Annotated in this window: 19 protein-coding genes; 18 read left to right on the top strand and 1 reads right to left on the bottom strand. The window is 37.5% G+C overall.

Annotation, left to right across the window (positions count from 1 at the left end; genetic code table 11):
* Nucleotides 1-48: 48 nt before the first annotated feature.
* The 3 genes from LNP19_RS07585 (at nt 49) to LNP19_RS07595 (ending at nt 5,385) form a co-directional block, all read left to right on the top strand.
* Nucleotides 49-1,731 carry a DUF4091 domain-containing protein gene (locus LNP19_RS07585; RefSeq protein ID WP_230064160.1) on the top strand — a complete coding sequence of 561 codons (1,683 nt, stop codon included), beginning with the start codon at nt 49-51 and terminating at the stop codon, nt 1,729-1,731.
* Between the two features lie 28 nt (nt 1,732-1,759).
* Nucleotides 1,760-3,010, top strand: a complete 1,251-nt coding sequence (locus LNP19_RS07590; protein ID WP_230064161.1) for a glycoside hydrolase family 27 protein — start codon at nt 1,760-1,762, stop codon at nt 3,008-3,010.
* A 221-nt stretch (nt 3,011-3,231) separates the two neighbouring features.
* Entirely contained in the window at nt 3,232-5,385 is a 2,154-nt protein-coding gene (locus tag LNP19_RS07595; RefSeq protein ID WP_230064162.1) for an alpha-N-acetylglucosaminidase, read from the top strand.
* Nucleotides 5,386-5,411: 26 nt separating this feature from the next.
* Here the strand turns inward: LNP19_RS07595 and LNP19_RS07600 are convergent, their stop codons facing one another.
* A complete protein-coding gene (locus LNP19_RS07600; RefSeq protein ID WP_230064163.1) occupies nt 5,412-6,278 on the bottom strand; it encodes an AraC family transcriptional regulator in 867 nt (288 codons plus the stop codon).
* Nucleotides 6,279-6,401: 123 nt separating this feature from the next.
* On the opposite strand from LNP19_RS07600, the gene fucP reads away from it, so the two are divergent.
* From fucP to LNP19_RS07675, 15 genes are all read left to right on the top strand, one after another.
* Nucleotides 6,402-7,691, top strand: a complete 1,290-nt coding sequence (gene fucP / locus LNP19_RS07605) for an L-fucose:H+ symporter permease (protein ID WP_230064164.1) — start codon at nt 6,402-6,404, stop codon at nt 7,689-7,691.
* 30 nt (nt 7,692-7,721) lie between these two features.
* Nucleotides 7,722-9,362 (top strand): UxaA family hydrolase, encoded by a 1,641-nt coding sequence (locus LNP19_RS07610; protein ID WP_230064220.1) that lies wholly within the window; start codon nt 7,722-7,724, stop codon nt 9,360-9,362.
* Between the two features lie 41 nt (nt 9,363-9,403).
* On the top strand, nt 9,404-10,168 hold the full coding sequence (locus tag LNP19_RS07615; protein WP_230064165.1) for an SDR family NAD(P)-dependent oxidoreductase: 765 nt from the start codon (nt 9,404-9,406) through the stop codon (nt 10,166-10,168).
* Nucleotides 10,168-10,905, top strand: coding sequence for a (Fe-S)-binding protein (locus LNP19_RS07620; protein ID WP_230064166.1), 738 nt, complete (start codon nt 10,168-10,170; stop codon nt 10,903-10,905). The genes LNP19_RS07615 and LNP19_RS07620 overlap by 1 nt, the downstream gene beginning before the upstream one ends.
* A gap of 4 nt (nt 10,906-10,909) precedes the next feature.
* Entirely contained in the window at nt 10,910-12,286 is a 1,377-nt protein-coding gene (locus tag LNP19_RS07625; protein ID WP_230064167.1) for a lactate utilization protein B, read from the top strand.
* Between the two features lie 4 nt (nt 12,287-12,290).
* Entirely contained in the window at nt 12,291-12,875 is a 585-nt protein-coding gene (locus LNP19_RS07630) for a LutC/YkgG family protein (RefSeq protein WP_230064168.1), read from the top strand.
* A gap of 47 nt (nt 12,876-12,922) precedes the next feature.
* A complete protein-coding gene (locus LNP19_RS07635) occupies nt 12,923-14,452 on the top strand; it encodes an alpha-L-fucosidase (protein WP_230064169.1) in 1,530 nt (509 codons plus the stop codon).
* Between the two features lie 7 nt (nt 14,453-14,459).
* Nucleotides 14,460-16,841: a family 20 glycosylhydrolase gene (locus LNP19_RS07640; protein ID WP_230064170.1), complete on the top strand. Its 2,382-nt coding sequence runs from the start codon at nt 14,460-14,462 to the stop codon at nt 16,839-16,841.
* 29 nt (nt 16,842-16,870) lie between these two features.
* Nucleotides 16,871-18,202 carry an alpha-L-fucosidase gene (locus LNP19_RS07645; RefSeq protein ID WP_230064171.1) on the top strand — a complete coding sequence of 444 codons (1,332 nt, stop codon included), beginning with the start codon at nt 16,871-16,873 and terminating at the stop codon, nt 18,200-18,202.
* A gap of 12 nt (nt 18,203-18,214) precedes the next feature.
* The gene (locus tag LNP19_RS07650) at nt 18,215-19,069 is read left to right on the top strand and encodes a fumarylacetoacetate hydrolase family protein (protein ID WP_230064172.1); all 855 of its coding nucleotides are present in this window, start codon (nt 18,215-18,217) and stop codon (nt 19,067-19,069) included.
* A gap of 3 nt (nt 19,070-19,072) precedes the next feature.
* Nucleotides 19,073-19,411, top strand: coding sequence for an L-rhamnose mutarotase (locus tag LNP19_RS07655; RefSeq protein WP_230064173.1), 339 nt, complete (start codon nt 19,073-19,075; stop codon nt 19,409-19,411).
* Complete coding sequence (locus LNP19_RS07660; protein ID WP_230064174.1) at nt 19,408-20,235, top strand: amidohydrolase family protein; 828 nt, start codon at nt 19,408-19,410, stop codon at nt 20,233-20,235. Before LNP19_RS07655 ends, LNP19_RS07660 begins: the two co-directional genes overlap by 4 nt.
* A 12-nt stretch (nt 20,236-20,247) precedes the next feature.
* Nucleotides 20,248-21,027, top strand: a complete 780-nt coding sequence (locus LNP19_RS07665) for an L-fucose dehydrogenase (RefSeq protein ID WP_230064175.1) — start codon at nt 20,248-20,250, stop codon at nt 21,025-21,027.
* 164 nt (nt 21,028-21,191) lie between these two features.
* On the top strand, nt 21,192-22,523 hold the full coding sequence (locus LNP19_RS07670; protein WP_230064176.1) for an alpha-L-fucosidase: 1,332 nt from the start codon (nt 21,192-21,194) through the stop codon (nt 22,521-22,523).
* 371 nt (nt 22,524-22,894) lie between these two features.
* The gene (locus tag LNP19_RS07675) at nt 22,895-25,216 is read left to right on the top strand and encodes a glycosyl hydrolase family 95 catalytic domain-containing protein (RefSeq protein ID WP_230064177.1); all 2,322 of its coding nucleotides are present in this window, start codon (nt 22,895-22,897) and stop codon (nt 25,214-25,216) included.
* Nucleotides 25,217-25,232: the final 16 nt, after the last annotated feature.

Genomic DNA, 25,232 nt, shown 5'->3' on the forward strand with positions numbered 1-25,232 from the left:
AACCAATAGAGAACAAAAGAGCGAATGTTTCAAAATTAAATACTTTTTATGAAGAATATTTTTTTACTGATTGTTTTATTTGTGGGTATAACTACAGGGGCACAAAAAAAAGTTCAAACAAAACAGTCAAGTCCCGTTTTTATTAGTTTTGCAAGTAGTAATAGCCGCTTTGCAAAAGAGGAAAAACCTACTGTTTTGCCAGTTAAGAATTGGGAGGCTACAGCTTGGAAAGGTGAAAAAATTCATGCTCAAATATTGGTTTGGGCCGATACGGATATTACTAAATTAACGGTAAGTATTAGTGATCTAAAAAATAAAGCCGGAGCTCAGATTACTAAAACGAATGTAAAAACTGGTTTTGTGCAGTACGTCATTACTGATGAGTTTGCTGGTGGTTGTGGTCATAGAAAACCAGAAGATTTCAAATCCTCATTAGTGGCTGATCCTATTGATTGGGCATCTTCTATTGCGGTTAAAAAAAAGCAATTACAGCCAATTTGGTTGAGTATTAGTATTCCTGCTAATGCTGTTGCAGGGCAATATAAAGGAATTGTTTCTATAAATACAGGGAGAAAATTTAGCTTGCCTATTTCTATAAATGTGCTCGAACACGCACTTCCGACTGCTGATAAATGGAAATTCGATTTGGATCTTTGGCAACATCCTGCTTCAGTTGCCAGAGTGCATAAAGTAGATTTATGGAGCAAGGAACATTTTGAAAAAATGCGCCCTTATTATACCATGCTTGCCAGTGCCGGTCAAAAATGCATTACAGCCAGTATCATGCATGAGCCTTGGGGACATCAAACTTATGATGATTTTCCAAGTCTTATAAAATGGATAAGGAAAAAAGATGGCAGCTGGCATTATGATTACAGCTTGTTTGACAAATATGTTTCTTTTGTGATGAGCTGCGGAATTACTAAACGCATCAATTGTTATAGTATGGTGCCGTGGAAGTTGTCTTTTCAGTACTACGATGAAAATCTTTCAAAAAACACCGAACTTGTCGCTAAAATAGGTTCTGATGAATACAATAGTTTTTGGTCTTCGATGATAAAAGATTTTACAAAACATCTGAAAGAAAAAGGATGGTTTGATATCAGTACTATCGCTATGGACGAAAGACCAATGAAAGATATGCAAACGGTCATTAAACTATTGAAAGATATTGACCCAAATTGGAAAATTGCCTTGGCAGGAAATTACCATCCTGAGATTGAAAAAGATATTTTTGATTACAGCATAGCATCGCGATTTCAGTTTGATGCGACAATTTTGAAAGAGCGTACGGCATTAGGAAAACCAAGTACTTGGTACACTTGTTGCGAAGAAAATTATCCTAACGGTTTTACTTTTTCACCCCCTGCAGAACACGTATGGATGGGTTGGTATGCTGCCGCAAAAGGATTTACGGGTTATTTGCGTTGGGCCTATAATAGCTGGCCTGAAAATCCATTGGCAGACAGTCGTTTTACGGCTTGGCCCGCAGGAGATACTTTTCAGGTATATCCCGGTCCTATGACTTCGATTCGTTTTGAAAAATTGATTGAAGGAATTCAGGATTTCGAAAAAATACACCTACTTCAGGAAGGCTTTAAACAGTCAGGAAATCAAGAAAAGATGGAGGAACTGAATCGGTTGCTGAGTAGTTTTGATTTAAAAATGCTTAAAGAGATTCCTTCTGAAAAAACGGTTGATGCAGCAAAAACAAAATTGAATAAGTTCTAATAATCAGTAAAATTAAATCTAAATAACAATGAAAAAACAAATTCTTAGCCTTTTCGTAATCGCACTTTGCTTGGGTAATGGTAGCGTAGAAGCACAATCAAAATCAATTGACGGCAGTATATTGTCGCCAACACCACCAATGGGTTGGATGACCTGGAATTATTTTGCCGATAATATCAATGAAAAAGACATTCGGGAAATGGCTGACGCTATGGTAAGTAGCGGTATGTTAGCCGCAGGTTACGATCACATGTTTATTGATGATGGCTGGCAAGGTGGTCGTGATAACAAAAACAATATGATTCCAGATCCTGTAAAATTCCCTTCGGGCATCAAAGCATTAGCGGATTATGTGCACAGTAAAGGTTTGAAAATAGGAATTTATTCGGATGCAGCACCGCTTACTTGCGCGGGTTATACTGCCAGTTTGAATTTTGAAGAACAGGATGCCAAAACGTTTGCTTCTTGGGGAATTGATTACCTAAAATATGATTATTGTGGCGCTCCAGATGATATGGAAATTGCCAAAACCCGTTACAAAAAAATGGCCGATGCCTTGCGCAAAAGCGGTCGTGACATTGCTTTTGGTATTTGCGAATGGGGCGATCGTAAACCTTGGCTTTGGGCCGGACAAGTAGGCGGGCAATTATGGAGAACAACCGCTGATGTGAGAGATAAATGGAAGAATACTAAAGCCGTAAAAACAAGAGGTGAGTTGCACTCAGTTGGTGCGGGAATATTGGATATTGTTGATTACTCCCACGATTATGCTTCTTATGCAGGCCCAGGACATTGGAATGATTTGGATATGCTTGTAGTAGGACTTTATGGTAAAGAAGGACCTTCAGGTGCTTTGGGCGGCGTAGGTTGTACCGATACTGAATACCAAAGTCAGATGAGTCTTTGGTCTATCATGAATTCACCATTAGCAGCAACAAATGATGTTCGTAATATGAATGTCGAAACTAAACGTATTTTATTGAATAAGGAAGTAATTGCGATTAATCAGGATGCTTTGGGGAAACAAGCTGTTTGTAAAATCAAGAATGATACTTGGAATGTTTTTGTACGCCCCTTGGCAAATGGTGATTTTGCGATTGCCATTTTAAACCGTTCTGAAGCTACACAAAATGCTAAAATTAATTTTGCCGAATTAGGATTAAATGCAAGCTTCGAAATCAGAGATTTATGGGAACATAAAGTGGTAGGAAAAGGAAAAAAATGGAATGGAAAAGTGAAGAGTCATGAAACAAAAATGTTTCGTTTGAAAAAGATTTAGCTAAAGAAGAAAGTTCCTGATAAATTTCCATACTCTTTTTACAATTAAAAAGGAGTCAAAAATGGCACAAGCTTTTGGGAAAAAGCAGAAATAGTTGTTTAAAAGTAAATTTTAAACAACTATTTCTGCTCATGGGATAGTTATGTTGCAAATTAAGCAATAGAAATAAAGGGTTTTTATTGATTGGTTTATTGAATGAAGTTTCTTAAAATTAAAATAAGATGAAAGTAAGATTTGGATTTTTATGGTTCATGGTTTCTTTTTGCGCAAATATTCAATCGATGCAGGCACAGGATTTTAGTGCTGTAACTGCATTGACTCAAAGGGTAGCTCCTTGGACAAAAGGAAAAATTGTTTTTCATTCACTTGCCACATCTACTAATGACCGATTTGAATTGTTTACCCAAGATACAAAACTACATGTCTGGGCCACTTCAGCTTCTGCGGCGGCGATGGGATTCAACTATTATCTGAATCATTTTTGCAATCAAAGTATATCTCATGGTGCTCAAAATTTAAAGCCACTTGTGATATTGCCTAAGGTCAAAGAAAAAATTGTAATTGAAACACCATTTAAATACCGTTATGCGTTGAATTATTGTACCTATAATTATTCGATGAGTTTTTACCAATGGAAGGATTGGGAGAGAGAACTGGATTGGATGGCCTTGCATGGAGTAAATTTAATTTTGGCTACAAACGGCACTGAAATTGTTTGGCAAAAAACACTGGAGCAATTTGGTTTTACTGATAAAGAGATAAAAGAATTTATTCCGGGACCAGCTTATACGGCTTGGTGGCTGATGGGAAATCTTGAAGGCTGGGGCGGTCCAGTTACAGATGGGATGATCAAACGACAATCGGAATTGCAAAAAAAGATGCTTTCTCGAATGAAAGAATTGGGTATCGAACCTATTCTTCAGGGATTTTATGGTATGGTACCTTCAACATTGCAAGCTAAGTTTCCGTCGGCAAAAATTGTAGAACAGGGCAAATGGGCGGGTGGTTTTCAACGTCCAGCTATGTTATCTCCACAAGACAGTCTGTTTGCAAAAATGGCCAAAATATATTATCAAAACTTAAAAAAAACTTACGGAGATTGTAATTTTTTTGGAGGTGATCCTTTTCATGAAGGGGGAAGCAGTAAAGGGCTCGATGTATCGCTTTCGGCAAAAAATATTCAGAACCAAATGCAGGCTAATTTCATAAACAGTACATGGGTATTGCAGGGTTGGGGCGGAAATCCTCGAAAAGAATTATTGAAGGATTTACAAAAAGATAAGGTTTTGGTAATTGATCTTTTTGGTGAAAACCAAAACAATTGGGAAATTTCCAATGCGTACAATGGAACACCTTGGGTCTGGTGTAGTGTCAATAATTTTGGCGAAAAGCCGGGTTTGTATGGGAAACTGCAACGCATTATCGAAGAGCCGCATCGTGCATTGCAAAGCCCGCAGGGAAAATACATGAAAGGAATTGGTATCATCCCCGAAGGGATTTTGAATAATCCGTTGTTGTATGATCTCTCGCTGAACAGTGCTTGGGGCAAGACGACAGATACGGATAGTTTGCTGCTTGATTATGCAAAATATCGCTATGGGAAAGAGAATAATGCTATTTTTGATGGATTGCTTTCGTTGAAGAAATCTGTATATAGCTCGCATAGTGAATATCAGGAAGGATGTACCGAATCCTTGTTTACGGCAAGACCAGCTAAAAATATCCAATCGGTTTCAAGCTGGGGGACGAGAAAGTTGTTTTATGATAATCGAATATTGGAAGAAGGATTAAAATCTTTTTTGAAGGCCTCTGATATTTTCAAAAACAGTGAAACTTTCCAATACGATCTTACTGATATCAGTAGACAGGTAGTAGCGAATCGGGGTCAAATGGCTTATGATTCTCTGATGAAAGCTTTTGAACAAAAAGATACAGTTACTTACAAGAGATATAAAAAGGAATTTCTTGATTTGATGCAATTGCAGGAAAAATTGATGGCAACTAATAAAAACTCTTTGGTAGGAACTTGGATCAAACAGGCGAAAGATTTTGGTAGAACCGCTAATGAAAAGCAATTAGCCGAAAAGAATGCAAGGATGCAAATTACTTTTTGGGGACCGGATAACAATCCAAAGACTAACCTGCATGAGTATGCTCATAAGGAATGGTCAGGGTTGATAAAAGACTTATACGAACCGAGATGGAAATTGTTTTTTGAAGAATTAGATAATGAGCTTGCTGGAAGACCTATTAAAGCAATTGATTTTTTTGCAATGGAATTAAAATGGGCCAAGCAACAGAATGTGTATGTCACAACACCAAAGGGAAATTATTTGGAAGTAATAAATGAGATTGTAGCTTTTTTAAATATTTAAATACATATAATGATAATTTTTAAAAATTAATTTTCAGCCCTTTTTCGGTATTCTTTAGGAGTTGTTCTAGTTAGTTTTTTAAAGAGTCTGTTGAAATTAGAAGCGGTTTTGTAACCACATTGATAGGCGATTTCAGACATGCCCATATCGGTTTCAATAAGGAACTTACAGGCATTGGCTACTCTTATTTCGTTGAGGTGTTCCACAAAGCTTTTCTTAGCTTTTAGCTTAAACATTCTACAAAATGAGGTAGGGGTAAGGTTCGCAATTTGGGCAATTTCAACGAGAGAAATATCTTCTTTATAATTTTTATTTACGTATTCAAAAACGTCTGATAAACGGTCATTTTTGGTTTGTTCGTTTATAGGTGTATAAGCTTCGTTGTTGATAAAACTAAGATCAGTACTTTCAGATAAGATTGATAGAATTTCAAAAAGGCCAATGATAACTTCAAAGTCTTTTTTGAGAACCAGCTTTTCTAGTTTTTTAGCAATCAGTTTGTTTGTTTTCCCATTTATGGATAAACCTCTGATGCCTCGATTAAAAAGAGTATTGATTTTTTGTGCTTCTTTGAGTTCATAAAAAGCAGGTCCAAACAAATCTTTATTAAAATAAACGACAATGGCTTTAGCTTTGAGTTTGTTTATGTTTTGATAATAGATTTCGTCATTAAGCCATACATGAGGAATATCGGAACCTAAAAAAACCATGTCACCAGATTCAAAAGGAGCTACTGAATTGCCTACGATTCTTTTGCCATAGCTTTCTTTAATATAGACTAATTCAAGTTCAGGATGAGAATGAAAGGGAGCTTGAAAAAAGGGCTCTTCACGAGAAAGGACCGAAATGGAACTGTTTAGATAGGATGTTATTTTTGTTTTCTCAACTTTCATTTTCTTAATTTTTTTGAGACGAAGATAATTAATAATTAAACAAAGATAATATTGAATTAATATATATACCATAGTAATTCTATCTTTCGAATTCTAAAACAGTATGAATTTAATAAAATAAGTATGGCATTAGCAGCTCAATCGAATGTGCAAAATAAAGCAGTCTCTGCAACAACCAAAAGCTGGCTGTTCCCATTTATATTGGTAACTAGTTTATTCTTTTTTTGGGGTTTTGTCCATAATTTAGATCCAATTTTAATTCCACATTTAAGAAAAGCTTTTAATTTGACAGATCTGCAATCTTCACTGATCGATTCATCCGTTTTTATAGCCTATTTTGCCATGGCGTTACCTGCGGGATATGTAATGCGAAAGTATGGTTATAAATCAGGAATCTTGATTGGATTGGTTTTGTTTGGTATTGGATCTATTTTATTTGTGCCTGCTGCTAATTCACTGCAATATGTTTACTTTCTGGGCGCTTTGTTTGTCATTGCCTGCGGATTGACTTTTCTGGAAACCGCTGCCAATCCGTATGTAACCATATTAGGACCGGCAGAAACCGCAACCAAAAGACTGAATTTTGCCCAATCTTTCAATGGATTGGCAGCGTTCATTGCTCCAACAGTTGTTGGGCCAATGATATTATCAGGAAAAAATTTAACCGAAGCAGAGATGGCAAGCATGTCGTCAACAGAATTAAGCACTTACTTAGCTTCAGAAGCGGCAAGCGTAAAAATGCCCTACCTCATTTTGGGATTGATTATTTTGGCTGTGGCAATACTCTTTTATTTTACCAATATGCCGGATGTTAAAGATGAAAATGTAGAAGGAGGCGAAAAAGCAAGTTTTAGAGGAGCCTTACAATCGATGAAATTAAGATGGGGGATTTTGGCTCAATTCTTTTATGTGGGAGCGCAAGTTTGCGTTGGAAGTTTTTTTATCAAAATGGCTACCACTACAGCCGGTATTGAAGAGGCTTCCGCAGCTAAATATTTAGGTTTTTTTGGATTGGCATTCATGTTAGGACGTTTTGCCGGAACTTTTTTGATGCAATATATCCAACCAAGAAAATTATTGATTGTATACACAACCATCAATATTTTGTTGTCAATTTTAGCAATAACAGGAACTGGAATGATAGTAGTTTATACCTTAATAGCCATTGCATTTTTTATGAGTATTATGTTTCCAACTATTTTTTCAATGGGAATTGACGGATTGGGACACAACACTAAAATTGGTTCTTCATTGATCGTGATGGCTATTGTGGGTGGTGCCTTATTGCCTCCTGTTTTAGGGCTAGTCTCAGATATTACAGGGAATATTCAATACGGTTATACCGTGCCTTTGATGTGTTTTGCTGTAATATTATTGTTTGCATTCAACGGACATAAAACAAATAAAGCATAATTCTATTTATATACCATGTTAAACAACGAAGTGAAAAGATTGGTAATTAAAATGCACCCAAAAGATAATGTTTTGGTGGCATTAACAGATTTACCAAAAAATGAAAAAGTGATTTTTGAAGAAGAAATTTATATTCTTCAGGATGACATTAAAGCAAAGCATAAGTTCTATATAAACGATTTAAAGAAAGGGGATGAGGTAATCATGTACGGAGTTTTGGTCGGAAAAGTGCAATGTGATCTTGCCAAAGGCAGTTTGATGACAACAGTAAATCTAAAACATGCGGCTGAGCCTTATGGATATCGTGAGGTAGATTTTGTATGGCAATCTCCAGATATCTCCAAATACAAAGAACGAACTTTTAATGGGTATAAAAGAAATGACGGTCGTGTGGGAACGGCTAATTATTGGTTATTTGTTCCAACAGTATTTTGCGAAAACCGAAATCTGGATGTGATTAAGGAAGCATTGCATAATGAATTGGGTTATTCAGTAACGGATAAATATACACAATATACTCATCAGTTATTGGAAGCATATCAAAATGGAGCAGACCTAGCGAAAGTTGATTTACAATTGCCAGCTACTGTCAATGCCAATCGTGTATTTAAAAACGTTGACGGAATAAAATTTCTGAATCATCAGGGAGGATGTGGAGGAACCCGCCAGGATTCGGCAACTTTAAGTGCTTTGTTAGCTTCTTATGCCAATCATCCTAATGTAGCAGGCGTTACTGTTTTGAGTTTGGGATGTCAACATTTACAGGTGCAGGATTTTATAAATGATGTTAAAAAACAAAATCCTTCTTTTGATAAACCATTGCTTGTTTTTGAGCAACAGCAGTCAGTTAGTGAAGAGCAATTAATTGCCGATGCAATCAAACAGACTTTTGAAGGATTAATAGAAATAAATAAGTTAGAAAGAATTCCAGCTCCTTTGAGCGACTTGTGTTTGGGCGTTAAATGCGGAGGAAGCGATGGTTTTAGTGGTGTTTCGGCTAATCCTGCGGTGGGTTATACTTCTGATTTATTAGTGGCTTTGGGCGGTAAAGTATTATTGGCCGAGTTTCCCGAATTGTGCGGAGTCGAACAAAATTTGATTGACCGTTGTGTTACTGAAGAATCTGCGAAAAAATTTATCAATCTCATGCAGTCTTATGATGAATTGGCACATAAAGTAGGTTCCGGCTTTCACATGAATCCTTCTCCGGGAAACATCAAAGACGGCTTGATTACTGACGCCATCAAAAGTGCTGGTGCTGCCAAAAAAGGAGGAACCGCACCAGTGGTGGATGTATTGGATTATACAGAACCCGTTGTAAAACCGGGATTAAGTTTGGTTTGTACTCCGGGCAACGATGTGGAAGCTACAACTGGTAAGGCAGCAGCCGGAGCAACTTTAATTTTATTCACGACAGGTTTGGGAACGCCAACAGGAAATCCGGTTTGCCCGGTTATTAAGGTAGCGACCAACTCGGTTCTGGCCAAAAAAATGAGCGATATTATTGATATCGATTGTGGGCCGGTTATCAGTGGTGAAAAAACCATCGAAGAAATGGGAGAAGACATTCTGGAATATTGTATCAAAGTAGCCAGCGGTGAAATTATCCCTAAAGCAGTACAACTGAATCAAGATGATTTTATTCCTTGGAAACGAGGAGTCTCTTTATAAAGAATTACTTTTTATTAAAATTTAAAAAACAAACATAGATTATGTTTTCATTACAAAATAAAATAGCGGTGGTAACCGGAGGCGGCAGCGGGATAGGAAAAGCAATCTCAGCATTGTTTGCCAAACAAGGGGCAACGGTTCACATTCTGGAATTGACAGAAGAAAGCGCCAAAACTGCCGTTGACGAAATAACTGCCAATGGTGGAAAAGTGGTTGCACATGCCTGTAACGTGGCCAACCAACAGGAAGTATTGGCTACATTCGAGAAAATTGGCAACATTAATATTTTAGTTAACAATGCCGGAATTGCACATATTGGAAAAGTAGATACGACATCCGAAGCCGATTTTGATCGTATTATGAATGTAAATGTAAAAGGAGTTTACAACTGTTTGCATGCAGCTATTCCACAGTTAAGAAAAAGCAACGGAGGAGTTATTGTAAATATGGCTTCCATCGCCTCTTGGGTAGGAATTCCGGATCGATTTGCCTATTCTACAGCAAAAGGTGCTGTTATGGCAATGACATTATCGGTTGCCAAAGATTATATAGGAGAGAACATCCGTTGCAATTCGATTTCCCCGGCTAGGGTACATACGCCGTTTGTCGATGGATTTATTTCTAAAACTTATCCGGGAAAAGAAGCTGAAATGTTTGAAAAACTTTCTAAGACACAACCTATAGGACGAATGGCAAAACCAGATGAGGTGGCTGCTTTGGCGTTGTATTTATGCAGTGATGAAGCTTCGTTTATTTCGGGCTGTGATTATCCAATTGATGGTGGATTTATAAAATTGAACAACTAGTGAAAGTAGCCTTATTCATACCCTGTTACATTGATCAGTTTTATCCGCAGGTAGGGATTGCGACTTTACAGCTATTGGAAAAACTGGGTTGTGACGTTTCCTTCCCTTTAGAGCAAAGTTGTTGTGGCCAACCTATGGCCAATAGTGGTTTTGCCAGTTTGAGTAAAGGCTGTGATATTAATTTTGTCAAAAATTTTTCAGGATTTGATTATATTGTGGCTCCATCAGGAAGCTGCGTATTGCATATAAAAGAGCATTTAAAAGCCGAATTACATCTTGAAGAAGTTAGCAGGATTCGAAACAATATTTATGAACTCAGTGAATTTTTGACCGATGTTTTGAAAGTGAAAAAACTTAATGCACGATTTCCTTTCAAAGTAGGCTTGCACAACAGCTGTCACGGCCAGAGAGGTTTGCATCTTTCTTCTATGACAGAAACAATGTTGCCCGCTTTTTCTAAACCGGAACAACTGCTGAATATGGTGAAAGATATTCAATTGAGTAATCCAAAACGCAACGATGAATGCTGTGGTTTTGGAGGGACTTTTTGCGTATTCGAAGAAGCGGTAAGCGTAAAAATGGGTAAAGACAGAGTCGAAGAACACGATGCCAACTCCGTAGATTATATCACCGGCGGAGACACGAGTTGTTTGATGCATTTAGAAGGAATATTGAAGCGACAAGGAAGTAAGGTAAAAATCATTCATATTGCGGAGATATTGAATAGCTCATTATAAAAGGATGAAAACAACACATTCAAAATTAGCGGAAAAATTTATCGCAGACGAGCCAAGAACCGATTGGCACGACGAAACTTTGTGGTTTGTACGTGAAAAAAGGGATAAGGCCGCGCATGGTTTGCCGGAATGGGAACAATTAAGAGAATGGGCTTCGCAGATAAAAAACCATACGCTTTCTAATCTTTCGGACTATTTAAAAGAATTTGAGGAAAAGGCAAAAGCCAATGGAATAATTGTCCATTGGGCGGAGAATGGAGCCGAACATAATAAAATTATTCACGGCATTATCCAAAGGCATAAGATTCAAAAAATTGTGAAAAGCAAAAGCATGCTTACCGAAGAATGTCATTTGAATGAATATTTGCAACAGTATAACATAGAAGTAGTCGATACTGATTTAGGGGAACGGATTGTGCAATTCCGAAAAGAACCGCCAAGTCATATTGTATTGCCGGCAATTCACTTAAAAAAAGAAGATGTAAGTGCTACTTTTCACGAGCATCTTGGAACAGAAAAAGGGAACAATGATCCCCAATATTTAACCGAAGCTGCCAGACAGCATTTGCGCGACAAGTTTGTTCAATCGGAGTTAGCGATTACCGGAGTAAACTTTGCAGTGGCCGAAACGGGCGGTTTTGTGGTTTGCACCAATGAAGGAAATGCCGATATGGGCGCGCATACTGCTGCCATACACATAGCTTGCATGGGTTTTGAAAAAATAATTCCAAAAGCTGAACATTTGGGTGTGTTTTTGAGATTATTGGCAAGAAGTGCCACGGGGCAACCGATCACGACTTATTCGAGCCATTTTCAAAAACCAAGACCGGGGCAAGAAATGCATATTGTAATTGTAGATAACGGTCGCAGTAAACAATTGAGTCGTGAAGATTTCAGAAATTCATTAAAGTGCATTCGTTGTGCCGCTTGTTTTAATACTTGTCCAGTTTACCGTCGCAGTGGCGGACACAGTTATCATACTGCGGTGGCGGGGCCTATCGGGTCTATTTTGAATCCAAATTTGGATATGAAAGCCAATGCCGATTTGCCTTTTGCATCTACTTTATGCGGCAGTTGTACCAATGTTTGTCCCGTGAAAATTAACATTCACGAGCAATTGTGGAAATGGAGACAAGTAATTGCGGCCGAAGGTTATACAGATGCAACTAAAAAAATAGGCATGAACGCAATGGCTTTTTTATTTTCAAAGCCAAGCCTGTACCGCTTTGCGGGAAAATGGGGTCGCTGGATGATGCGGATCTTTCCTTTTGTGACCAACAACAAATTGAATATTTGGTACAAACAAAGGGAAATGCCCGAATCGCCAAAAGAATCGTTTAGAGATTGGTATTTGAAAAACGGAAAAATCAACAGAAACTAACAGCATGAGTGCAAGAGAAAACATATTGAATGCCATAGCGACGAATCAACCGAGTTTGGTTCCGCTTCCTGTGATTGAACGCAATGCTGTTATTGATTATGAAGATCGTTACGCACAGTTTAAAACAGTGTTGGAAAGTATTGGGGGAAAAGTAAAATTGATTCAGAACTTAACTGAATTAAAAAAGCAATTCATCGCAGATAAAGCGAGCGGTAATTTTGTTATAAATGCCGTAGCGGATTTAGGCGAGCTGGACAATCAAGTGGCTTCAATGCAGGCTTCGGATATGGAAAAAGTTGAAAAAACCTATATCAAAGCAACCCTTGGCGTGGCCGAAAATGGCGCGGTTTGGGTTTATGAAAGTCAGATGCAAAATAGATTGCTGCCTTTTATTTGCCAACATTTGATTATAGTTATTGATAAAAAAGATATAGTAGCAACAATGCATCAGGCTTATGAGAGTATTGATGTGGCAAAAGAAGGTTTCGGCGCATTCATTGCTGGACCTTCAAAAACAGCCGATATTGAACAGTCATTAGTTATCGGGGCGCATGGAGCAAGAAGTGCTACTGTTTATGTTGTAGAATAATAGAAAAGAATAATTTGAAGAGAAATTAATAATTAAAAAGCAATATAATGATTCATAATCGTACTAAAAAAAATGGAATAAAGAGAACCTTGTTGGGGTTAACTTTTTCGTCAATTGTGCTATCAGGTTACTCACAAACTAAAAACTTTGCAGTTGTCAATTCGTCGATGACTGAAAAACAATTAGTAGAGATCGCTGCTAATATCGTTCCTTCGCCACAGCAATTGCGCTGGCAGCGTTTGGAATTAACGGGTTTTATCCATTTTGGGATTAATACTTTTACAGGAAGAGAATGGGGAGAAGGTAAAGATGATCCGAAGTTGTTTAATCCAACGGCCTTGGATGCCAAACAATGGGTGAAAGCGTGTAAAGATGCAGGAATCAAGCAAGTAATTATTACAGCTAAACACCATGATGGTTTTTGTTTATGGCCAACAAAAACAACGGAATATTCTTTGAAAAACAGCCCTTGGAAAGAAGGAAAAGGAGATGTAGTCAAAGAAGTTGCTGATGCCTGTAAGGAACTGGGAGTAGGTTTTGGAGTTTATGTTTCGCCTTGGGATAGAAATCATCCCACTTATGGGAGTGATGCCTATAATGATGTTATGGTGGCCCAACTAACGGAATTATTGACTCAGTACGGACAAGTAGATGAGGTTTGGTTTGACGGAGCTAATGGTGAAGGTCCCAATGGGAAAAAACAAATATATGATTTTGAAAGATGGTATGCGCATATCAGAAGATTACAACCACAGGCGGTGATTGCGGTTTCAGGGCCTGACGTTCGTTGGGTAGGTACAGAAACGGGTCAAGGCAGAGAGGAAGAATGGAGCGTAGTTCCTGTTGGGAAAAAGAATAAAACGGATAATGGCTCTCAAACAAAAGTGGATGCGCCACCAGCTGGGGATATGATGGGCAATGTTTTGGGAAGTCGCAGTCAGTTAAAAGATGGAGACGCCTTAAAATGGTATCCTGCCGAAACGGATGTGTCGATTCGTCCGGGATGGTTTTATCATGTAGACCAAGACAAAAAAGTAAAAACAGCAGAGAAATTAAAGGAAATTTATTTTCATTCTGTAGGAAGAAATGGTGTTTTATTATTGAACATTCCCCCGGATAAAAGAGGATTAATTTCAGATTATGATCTTGCGGCTTTAAAGGGATGGAGAAAAAAACTGGATGAAATTTTTCAAGAGAATCTTTTGAAGAAGGCAAAGGCTGTTGGATCGGTAAAAAAAATAAAACCGCTGTTGGACGGGAACGATGCGACCCATCATTTATTTTCGATGAAAGCAAACGATAATTCCGTTGAAATGGATTTAAATGGAGAAAAAACATTCAACGTATTATTGCTTCAGGAAAATATCCGAGTTGGGCAAAGGGTTGAGAAATTCGTACTTGAATATTGGGATAATAACCAATGGAAAAAAGCAACCGAAGGAACTACCATTGGTTACAAACGCTTGTTGGAGTTTCCTACCATCACCACTTCTAAGGTAAGATTGCGTATTATATCTGCTAGATTGCAACCGGCCTTGGCTGAAATGGGCTTGTATTTTGATAAAAATAACCAATAAAATAATTATGACTTACAAACAACAAGCTTTGGCGATTTTATTTTCGTTTTTAGCTATTCAAGGATTTGCTCAATCAAGAATGAGTAAATCCGATTCAATTTTCTTGAGAAATAAAATGACTGTCGAGGCAACTATTGCCAAAGGAATTTCAAACTATAAAATGCCTGTGGCGCCCGAAGGTTTTAGCCTTCAACTAATAGGATCGGATAATCTTTCGGTAATCACTAAAACGGGGACTATTTTTACTCCTTTGAATAATCTTTCGGTTAATCTTTTGTTTAAAGCAACTAAGATTAATGATCAGTCAAGTCTAGAAATTCCGATTGCCGTAAATGTAGAAGGAAGCTATAAAGATCAAGGAAAAAACGCAAAACCTTTTGTAATTCCTTCACTGAGAGAATGGGTTGGTGCCGAAGGTAATTTTGTGTTGACAGCCAAATCTAGAATTGTTGTAGATGCTAAAAATGCAACTACACTGATGCAGGCTGCCAAGGTTTTTCAAAATGATTTGTTTGAACTATGTAAAGTAAAACCAGCCGTTCTTGTAGGAATTCCGAAAGCAGGTGATATTTTTATGTCATTGGATGGAAATGCTTCAGAATTGGGAGCCGAAGGTTATTCACTTTCGATAAAAGACTATGTTTCCATCAATGCGGCCCAGTATAAAGGGGCTTTTTGGGGAACGCGTAGCATTTTGCAAATACTGGAACAAGATGCCAAGCTGAGTTCTTTACCAAAGGGAATTGCAAGAGATTATCCTAAATACGAAGTTCGCGGGTTTATGCTTGATGTAGGGCGAAAATATTTCACGATTGATTTTCTGCGCGATTATGTAAAGATGATGTCCTATTATAAGATGGGAGATTTTCAGCTGCATCTTAGCGATAATGCTTTTGTACAGCACTATGATAATGATTGGGACAAGACTTATAGTGGGTTTAGATTGGAGAATGAACGTTATCCTGAACTTCCTACCAAAGGAGAATTTTATACTAAAAAAGAATTTATTGATTTGCAATTATTAGCAGAAAGTTATGGCATAAATATTATTCCCGAGATTGATGTTCCAGCTCATTCTTTGGCTTTTTCCAAAGCTTTTCCGCAAATTGCAAGTAAAGAATATGGTAAAGATCATTTGGATATAAAAAATCCGGAAACCTATACCATTATTGAAAACGTATTTAAAGAATATTTAGAAGGAGATTCACCGGTATTCCGTTTTAAAGAAGTGCATATCGGAACCGACGAATACGATAAAAAAGAAGCGGAACCTTTTAGAAAGTTTACAGATCACTTTATAAAATATGTACAAAGTTTTGGCAAGGACGTTCGGGTTTGGGGCGCTTTGACCCATGCCCAAGGAATTACTCCCGTTACCTCAAAAGGAGTTACGATGAATGCCTGGTACAATGGTTATGCTGATCCTTTGAAGATGAAAGAATTGGGTTATCCTTTAATCAGTACACCCGATGGCTTGTTGTATATCGTTCCGGCCGCAGGATATTATTATGATTATTTGAACATCAAACATTTGTACAATACTTGGGAGCCGTTAACCATTGGTAATGTAATTTTCAAAAAAGGAGATCCTTTTATCAGAGGCGGAATGTTTGCGGTATGGAATGATGTAGCCAAAAACGGCATCACCGCTCAGGATGTTACGGACAGAGTATTTCCTGCAATTCAGGTTTTGAGCGAAAAAATGTGGAGCGGAACAAATACCGCAGTCGATTTTAATGGTTTTTCAGCTAATGCCAAAAATATAAACGAAGGGCCGGGCTTGAATTTAAGAGGAATAATTAAGGCTAAGGATCCTTTGGTGCTGAATTTTGCCTTAAAGGGAAAAGATAAGATTAAAGAAAAACAATATGTTAATTATGTTGCTGACGGAAAGCAAAAAGCACTAAATCTTAAGCAAAAAGACAGTTATGTAAAACTTCCTTATGAAGAAATTGGATACAATTATACAGTTAGTTTTGCAATAAATCCTTCGGAAAATAATGCTGCCAATGCGGTGCTTTTTCATTCTAAACATGCCACTGTAAAACTAAAACAAGGCAATACATCGAATCTTGGTTTTTCGCATGAAGGCAAGGATTATGATTTTGGAATTTCGATTCCCGAAAATAAGTGGACTAATATTGCCATTACTGGCGATAATAATTCAACGACTTTGTATTTGAACGGTCAGTTAGCAAAAAAACTAAGCAGGGAAAAAATTCCAACAGGGCACAAAAACGATTCAATTTGGATCATGAAAACCTTGTTTTTTCCTTTGAATACCATTGGCGACGGTCAAAATTCTTTCATCGGTAAAATGAAAGATCTAAAAGTATTCAATACGATTTTATCGGATGCGCAAATTCAAGCTATAAAGGAAGAGGAATAAAATGAACCTTCAAATAACCATAACCAATTATGAGAAGATTACTATCTAATTTGTTGTTTTGCTGCTTTGCTACAATGGTATTACAGGCACAAACCTATACGCCAACTGCCGAAAATCTGGCGGCTAGAAAGGAGTTTCAAGATATGAAATTCGGAATGTTCATTCATTGGGGAGCTTCGAGCGTTTTGGGCAATGGAGAATGGGTGATGAACAACCGCAACATCGGGGTGAATGAATACGGCCGCTTGATTAATATTTTCAATCCGCAAAATTTTGATGCCAAAAAATGGGTGGCTACCGCCAAAGCAGGCGGAATGAAATACATCACTTTCATTACGCGCCATCACGACAGTTTCAGCAACTGGGATACCAAACAATCCGATTGGAAAATCACCAATACGCCTTACGGCAAAGATGCGCTGAAACAATTGGCCGATGAATGCCACAAAGAAGGAATTAAGTTATTTCTGTATTATTCTCTGTTGGATTGGTATCGCAGCGATTACCAATATGAAACCGGAAAAACCGGTAAAGGAACCGGCAGAACCCAAAAGAGTGATTGGGAAAGTTACATCCGTTTTATGAAAGCGCAGTTGACCGAATTGTTAACGGAATACGGTAAAATTGACGGAATTTGGTTTGACGGCCATTGGGATCAATTGGATAATGATACCGATAAAACATTAAAATCAAAAGTTGACTGGTATTATGACGAAATTTATAAGCTTATTCATTCCTTACAACCGCAATGTTTAATTTCTAATAATCATCATTTGACTCCAATTCCAGGAGAAGATTTTCAAGCTTTCGAAAAAGATTTGCCGGGAGGAAATTCAACCGGTTTCGGAGGGCAATCTATTTCTCAATTGCCATTGGAAACTTGTGAGACCATGAATGATTCTTGGGGATTTAACATTACCGATAAAAAATACAAATCGACCAAAGATTTAATCCATTATATGGTCAATGCTGCCAGTCTAAATGCTAATTTTCTTTTGAATGTTGGTCCAATGCCAGACGGAACCATCCAACCGGAATTTGTGGCCACCTTAAAGGAAATGGGAGATTGGATGAAAATAAACGGACAAAGTATTTACGGAACCAGAGGTGATGTTTTAAAAGCACAAGATTGGGGCGTGGTGACAGCCAAAGATAAAACCTGGTTTGCCCATATTATCAAAACACCAAAAGATTCTTCTTATATTTTGATTCCGGATATGAAAAATAAAATTGCTAAATGCAACTTGCTTAACAGTAAAAAAGCATTAAAGTTTAAAATAAAACCAGAGGGGACTTATATTTATTTAGAAGGGATAATTTTAGACCCTATTGACACGATTATAGAATTACAATTAAAATAAAAAAAAACAGACATGAAACTGATACGATTTGGAGAAGCGGGAAAAGAGAAACCAGGAGTTATAATCAATGAAAAAAGATACGATGTGTCCTCAATTGTTGCGGATTATAATGAAGTTTTCTTTGAAAATGACGGATTAAAAACATTAGAAAAAGCTTTGCAAAATAATCCGGTATTACCGGAAGTAGACGCTGCTGTTCGTTTGGGGTCTCCGGTGGCAAGACCGTCAAAAATAATCTGCATTGGTTTGAACTATGTGGATCACTGCAGAGAAACCAATGCGCCAATTCCAACGGAACCAATTATTTTTTTCAAATCGACTACCTCTTTATGCGGTCCAAATGATGATTTAATTATTCCAAAAAACAGCACGAAAACAGATTGGGAAGTCGAATTGGCCTTTGTTGTGGGGAAAAAAGCAAGTTATGTCGAAGAGGCAGAAGCGCTAGATTATGTGGCCGGTTACGCTTTATTGAATGATTATAGCGAAAGAGCATTTCAAATTGAAATGGGAGGCCAATGGGCAAAAGGAAAAGGCTGCGACAGCTTTGCTCCGCTTGGACCGTTCTTGGCGACTCAGGACGAAATAGCGGATGTAAATAATATTCCTATGTGGTTGACTGTGAACGGAAAGAAATTCCAGAACAGCAATACCTCGAATTTGGTTTTCAAAATCCCATTTTTGGTTCATTATCTGAGCCAGTTTATGACTTTGCTGCCGGGCGACATCATCAGCACGGGAACCCCTCCAGGAGTTGGTTTAGGAATCAAGCCGGAACCGATATATATAAAAGAAGGAGATGTAATTGAGTTGGGAATGGACGGATTGGGATCCAGCAAACAAGTGGCGGTCGCTTACAAAAAATAAATTATGGCGGCGCAAAAATATTGTTTGGCATTAGATTTAAAAGAAGATCCGGAATTGATGGCCGAGTACAAAGCCTACCATCAAGAAGTTTGGCCGGAAATTCTAAAAAGCATCAAGGATTCCGGAATCGAAGTATTAGATATTTACTGTGTGGGCAACCGGATGTGCATGATTATTGAGGCGAATGAAAGTTTTTCTTTCGAAAAAAAATCAGCAATGGATGCCAGTAATCCCAAAGTTCAGCAATGGGAAGAATTGATGTGGAAGTTTCAACAGGCCTTGCCTTGGGCAAAATCCGGTGAGAAATGGATGCTTATGGAAAAAATATTTGAATTGAAATGAAAATAGACAGCCATCAACATTTTTGGAACTATCATCCGGCGAAAGACGCCTGGATTACCGATGAGATGAAAGTAATTCAGCAGGATTTTTTGCCGGCCGATTTAGCTCCTTTATTGAGAAAAAATAATATTGATGGCTGTATCGCTATTCAAGCCGACCAAAGCGAAGAGGAAACTCATTTTTTGTTGCAATTGGCAGAAGAAAATGATTTCATAAAAGCAGTGGTGGGTTGGATAGATTTGCGTGGGGCAAATTTAGAAGCAAGATTGGAATATTTTTCCCAATTCAAAAAACTGAAAGGTTTCCGGCATATAGTTCAGGGCGAACCGCAAGATGATTTTTTGCTCAGGGAAGATTTCTGCAACGGAATAGCCAAATTGGCGAAATATAATTTTACCTATGATCTATTGATTTTACCAAAACATTTGCCGTATGCCGTCAAGTTTGTAAGTCGGTTTGCCAAACAAAAATTTGTAATTGATCATTTAGCAAAACCCGATTTCAAACAAGCCGATTTTGCCGACTGGGAAAAAGGAATCAAAGAATTGGCAACTTTTTCTAATGTAATGTGTAAAGTATCAGGAATGGTCACCGAAGCCGATTGGAATAATTGGAAAAAAGCTGATTTTACTTATTGCTTGGATGTGGTTACAGAGGCGTTCGGAATGGATCGTTTATTGTTTGGCAGCGATTGGCCGGTATGTTTATTGGCGGGATCCTACGAACAAACAGGAGAAATTGTGACCGATTATTTTTCGAAATTTTCAAAGGAAGAACAAGATAAAATTTGGGGGGCAAATGCCATAAAATTCTATCATTTATAAAATAAAATAGCGATGAACTTACATTTAGAGAATAAAATAATCATTGTAACCGGCGGTGCCAAAGGAATTGGTTTGGGAATTTGCAAACTATTGGCTTCCGAAGGTGCGATTCCGGTTATCGTAGGAAGAAGTGAGAAAGACAATCAAATAGCTATAGATGAAATCGAAGCTGAGGGAGGAAAAGCAAAATCAGTTGTCGCCGAATTGATAAAACCGCAAGACTGCGAAAATGCCGTAAAACAAGTTGTTTCTCAATTTGGCCGCATTGACGGGCTCATCAACAATGCCGGGGTGAACGATGGCGTAGGTTTGGAGAATGGGAATTACGATTCTTTTATGGAGTCTTTGCATAAAAATCTGGTGCATTATTATTTAATGGCGCAGTATGCCTTGCCCGAATTGAAAAAATCAAAAGGAAGCATCGTGAACATTGGTTCAAAAACGGCCGAAACCGGGCAGGGGAATACCTCGGCTTATGCGGCTTCGAACGGCGGACGCAACGCCTTGACCCGAGAATGGGCTGTGGAATTGTTGTCATATGGAATTCGTGTCAATGCCGTTATTGTGGCCGAATGTTACACGCCTTTGTATGAAACTTGGATAGGAACTCTTGAAAATCCAGAGCAAAAATTAAAAGAAATTACAGCCAAAATTCCGTTGGAAAATAGAATGACAACTACTGAAGAAATTGCCAATATGGTTGTTTTTCTTTTATCGGAAAAATCCAGCCACACCACAGGACAGTTAATTTATGTTGATGGTGGTTATACGCATTTAGATCGAAGTTTGTAAAGAAAAGTCGTGCTGTTTTTTGATTGTAATTGGCGAAATGATAATTAAGGATTAAATAAAGATAATATTGAACTAATATGTAAACAATTATGATTATATCTTTCAAATTTAGAAGTAAGATGAGTTTACTTTTAATGGAAGCTATAATTTAGTATCTAGTCAAAATGATAAAAAGAATAATAATGTTGGCTCTTTTTGGTGGAGCTTTTTTTTGCGCAAAGGCGCAGTCCAAAATAGATCCTAACACAATTAAGGACAAAATGCAATGGTTTGCCGATGCTAAATTGGGTATTTTTATCCATACAGGAATTTATTCAGTGAAGGGCATTGGGGAATCTTGGAGTTTTCACAACAAAGAAATCTCTCATGCTGATTACATGAAACAATTAAAAGGATTCACGCTAAAGAATTATGATCCGGCATATTGGGCCGATTTGATTCAAGAAAGTGGAGCCAGATATTCAGTTATCACGACCAAACATCATGATGGTGTGGCGATGTATGATACTAAAATGAATAATTTGAGTTCCGTAAAAGCAACACCGGCCAAACGAGATATGATCAAGCCTTTCTTTGAAGAATTGCGCAAACGCGACATCAAATGTGGTGCTTATTTTTCATTGATTGATTGGACTAATAATGATTATCCGGGCTTTCTAAAAGATAGTTCCCGTTATGAAATAAAGAATGATTATGGACGTTGGAATAAGTTTAGGAATTTTTTCCAAGGCCAAATAAAAGAGATCAGCGAAAAATACAACCCTGATTTATGGTGGTTTGACGGAGATTGGGAACATAGCGCCGAAGAATGGGAATCACAAAAAACGCGTCAAATTATGTTGTCTAGGAATCCGTCTACGATTATTAACGGACGCCTTCAAGGTTATGGAGATTATGATACTCCTGAGCAAAATTTTCCGGTTAACAGACCTGCATTTAATTGGTGGGAATTATGTATGACGATAAATGATAATTGGGGATACCAACCGCAGGATCAGAACTGGAAAACGCCTTATGAAGTAATAACCATATTTGTGGATGCGGTTGCTAATGGTGGGAATTTACTTTTGGATATAGGGCCAAAAGAAGATGGAAGTATTCCTGAACAAGCAGTTACAGTCTTAAAAGAGTTGGGGGCTTGGAATAAAAGAAATGGAGAAGCTATCTTTAATACTGTGGCAGGAATAGATAAAGGACATTTTTATGGACCTACAACTTTGGCTAAAGACAGTACAACTCTTTACCTCTTCGTTCACGGTAAAGCCACCGGTCCTTTAATGCTTAAAGGATTAGATAATAAAATTGAAAGTATAACTGCTGTAGGAAGTGGTGCTAAACTGTCTCATAAGGTAGTAGGGAAAATTTCATGGAGTCCAGTTCCGGGATTGGTATATATAGATGTTCCAGAAACAGCATTGGATAAATATGTAACAGTTTTAAAACTAAAATTAGACAAGCCTATTAAATTATATACTGGTCAAGGAGGATTAAAATAATAACCAATAATTTTTACTGTGCATGGTAATAAATTGGGTTTATTGAAGGAATGTTTACCTGATTTTTGTTAGTTATTCTGAAGGAACATCACCGGAAAGCCAAGAGGGATATTGTTTAATCGCAAAGTCCCTCTTTTTATATTCTAAAAAAAAAGCAATGTGTTTGAAGGAAAATAGAGATTGATTTGGGGCAGTTAATTAATGTGTTTTTATACTAGCCTTTTGAATTTTAACAACCTAAATAGAAATAAAAGTAGGCTTTCTATTTTGGATTCATAAGAATGTCCATTATTTTCGTCTTTTAAAATCTATTGAGCCACAACATAAATATTTAAAATAGAATGTTAGGCCGATTAATACTATTATAGAAAATGAATTTAATTTCCAAATCGCCTGTTTTTATTAAATTATTGCTTGTTTTTCTACTCATTTTAGCAGGACAATCAGTATATTCTCAAAAATCAAAGAAAAGTTTTGTTCCAAAATACAAGGCGGTATTCACTTCTCCGTCTAAGTTAATCCCAACAGCTTCCGCTCCGGATGCTCCTATTGCAGGAAATGGAGACGTAGGAATCGTTTTTGGAGGAACGCCAGAAAAACAGAGTATTTTTATTTCTAAAAACGATTTTTGGAAAGCAAAGAAAGGATATCCTGACGGAGGACTCAGTTTACCGGGAGGATTGAATATTTCCATTCCTGAATTAAAAGGAGCAACATTTTATGCGGAGCAGCTACTTGCTAATGGAAATATCAATGTGGTTTTTAAGAAAAAAGGACTCACCTTCACATTAAAAGCATTTGTCCCTTCAGATAATAATGTGGTGATTATTGAAATGGCAACAACAGGTAGAGAATCGTGTAATGTGACACTGGATATTTGGTCGCAAACAGGTTTCGAATCCCGTAATGAATCAGGAGAAAAAGAGGGGGTATTTTATGTTGCGCGTCATTTTGATACTCCTGATCTGGACTGGCCTTCTCATGTTGCTTTAGCAATGAATGTTATTGGAGCAACTGGAAAATCATTTGAACTAAATTCATCTTCAAAGGTGACTGTTGTTGTGGGGGTTTCCAGTAGTTTTGAAAGTGAGGATTATCTTAATGTTGCTTGTTACAGAGCTCAAAATTGTACACCAAAAATAATTCGAAAACTGGATGATATCAATAATTTGTATTGGAAAAATTTCTGGGCAAAATCACATATTGAAATTGGTGATCCCGAATTGGAAAAATATTATTACGGTTCGCAATATATATTGGCCTCTTCAAGTAGAAACAAGAACTTTCCGCCAGCGATAGGTGGAAATTCCATTACTGCAGATGCAATACGTTTTTGGGAAGGGGACTATCATACAAATCACAATTACCAGGCTTCTTGGTGGGGAAGTTATTCCTCAAACCATGTAGAATTGACGGATCCTTACGAAAAGCCCATTCTGGATTATATGGAAAAAGCAAAAGGGCATGCTAAAGAATTGATGAAATGTCGCGGCGTTTATTATCCAATTGGTATTGGACCAAAAGGATTTTCTTCCTCAATGTATCCACTCACCCAAGAGGACATGATGGCAAATTATGGTATTAAAGATTTAAATATTGAAGGAGGACACATGTTCTGCGGGCAAAGAAGTAATGCGCTTTTTCTGTCTGTAAATATGTTTCAACGTTTCTATCATACTTATGATAAGAGATATGTTCAAAAGGTATATCCTTTTATCCGAGAAGTTGCTAATTTTTGGGAAGATTATCTGAAATATGAAAACGGGCAATACAATAATTATAATGATAATTTTTGGGAAGTTGGACCATGGACTGATAATTGGAGAAGTGATTTGAAGTCTGGGGACATTAATAATACCAGCACTTTAGGAATGTTGAGAATGTTTTGTAAAGGAATCATCGAAATGTGTACTTTTTTGAATGTCGACAAGGATCGAATAGGAAAATGGAAACACATTCAAGAATATTTACATCCAGTTCCTACTGTTGAAACCAACGGGGAAATTCGAATTAAAGCCGCAGAAAAGGGAACAGGCTCAGGAAATGATAAAAGGACAAAACCCGGATTTGGTAGAGTAATGGCTTATTCGCTGGTATTTCCTTCTGATATTACAGGAGTAAAATCGACTCCTGAATTTGCCGAAACGCTTCGTAAAGAAGTGGAACGATGGGATACAAATCCTGGTGGTGATAGCGGATGGACCAATCTAGAGAGCGGTTTTGAAACCTATTTTACCACTGCAATACGAGTAGGTTATGATCCTGAAAAGGTATTACAAAAACTAAAAGAAAGAATTAATAAAACTGCTCTGCCTAACTTTTTGATTGCTCAATCTGGAGGAGTAACGGAAACGCTAGGGGCAATTCCGTCTTGTATCAATGAAATGCTGTTGCAGAGTTATGAGGGAATGATTCGTGTTTTTCCGGCATGGCCTGTTAGTAGAGATGCTAGTTTTGAAGATTTGAGAACCTATGGGGCTTTTTTGGTTTCATCCGCAAAGAAAAATGGTGAGGTTCAATATATAAAAATAACGAGTGAAAAGGGGAGAACTTGCATTGTTGAAAATCCGTGGAATGGAAAAAAGCCAACGGTTACCGAAGACGGAAAACCAATCACCCCAAAAATAAATGGAGATTTAATCACTTTTCCTACCCAACTTGATAAAATTTATTTGATAAAATATGAGAAATAATAATTTAAAAACTACT

Origin of the sequence: Flavobacterium acetivorans (assembly GCF_020911885.1) — a bacterium.
GTDB classification, from domain to species: domain Bacteria; phylum Bacteroidota; class Bacteroidia; order Flavobacteriales; family Flavobacteriaceae; genus Flavobacterium; species Flavobacterium acetivorans.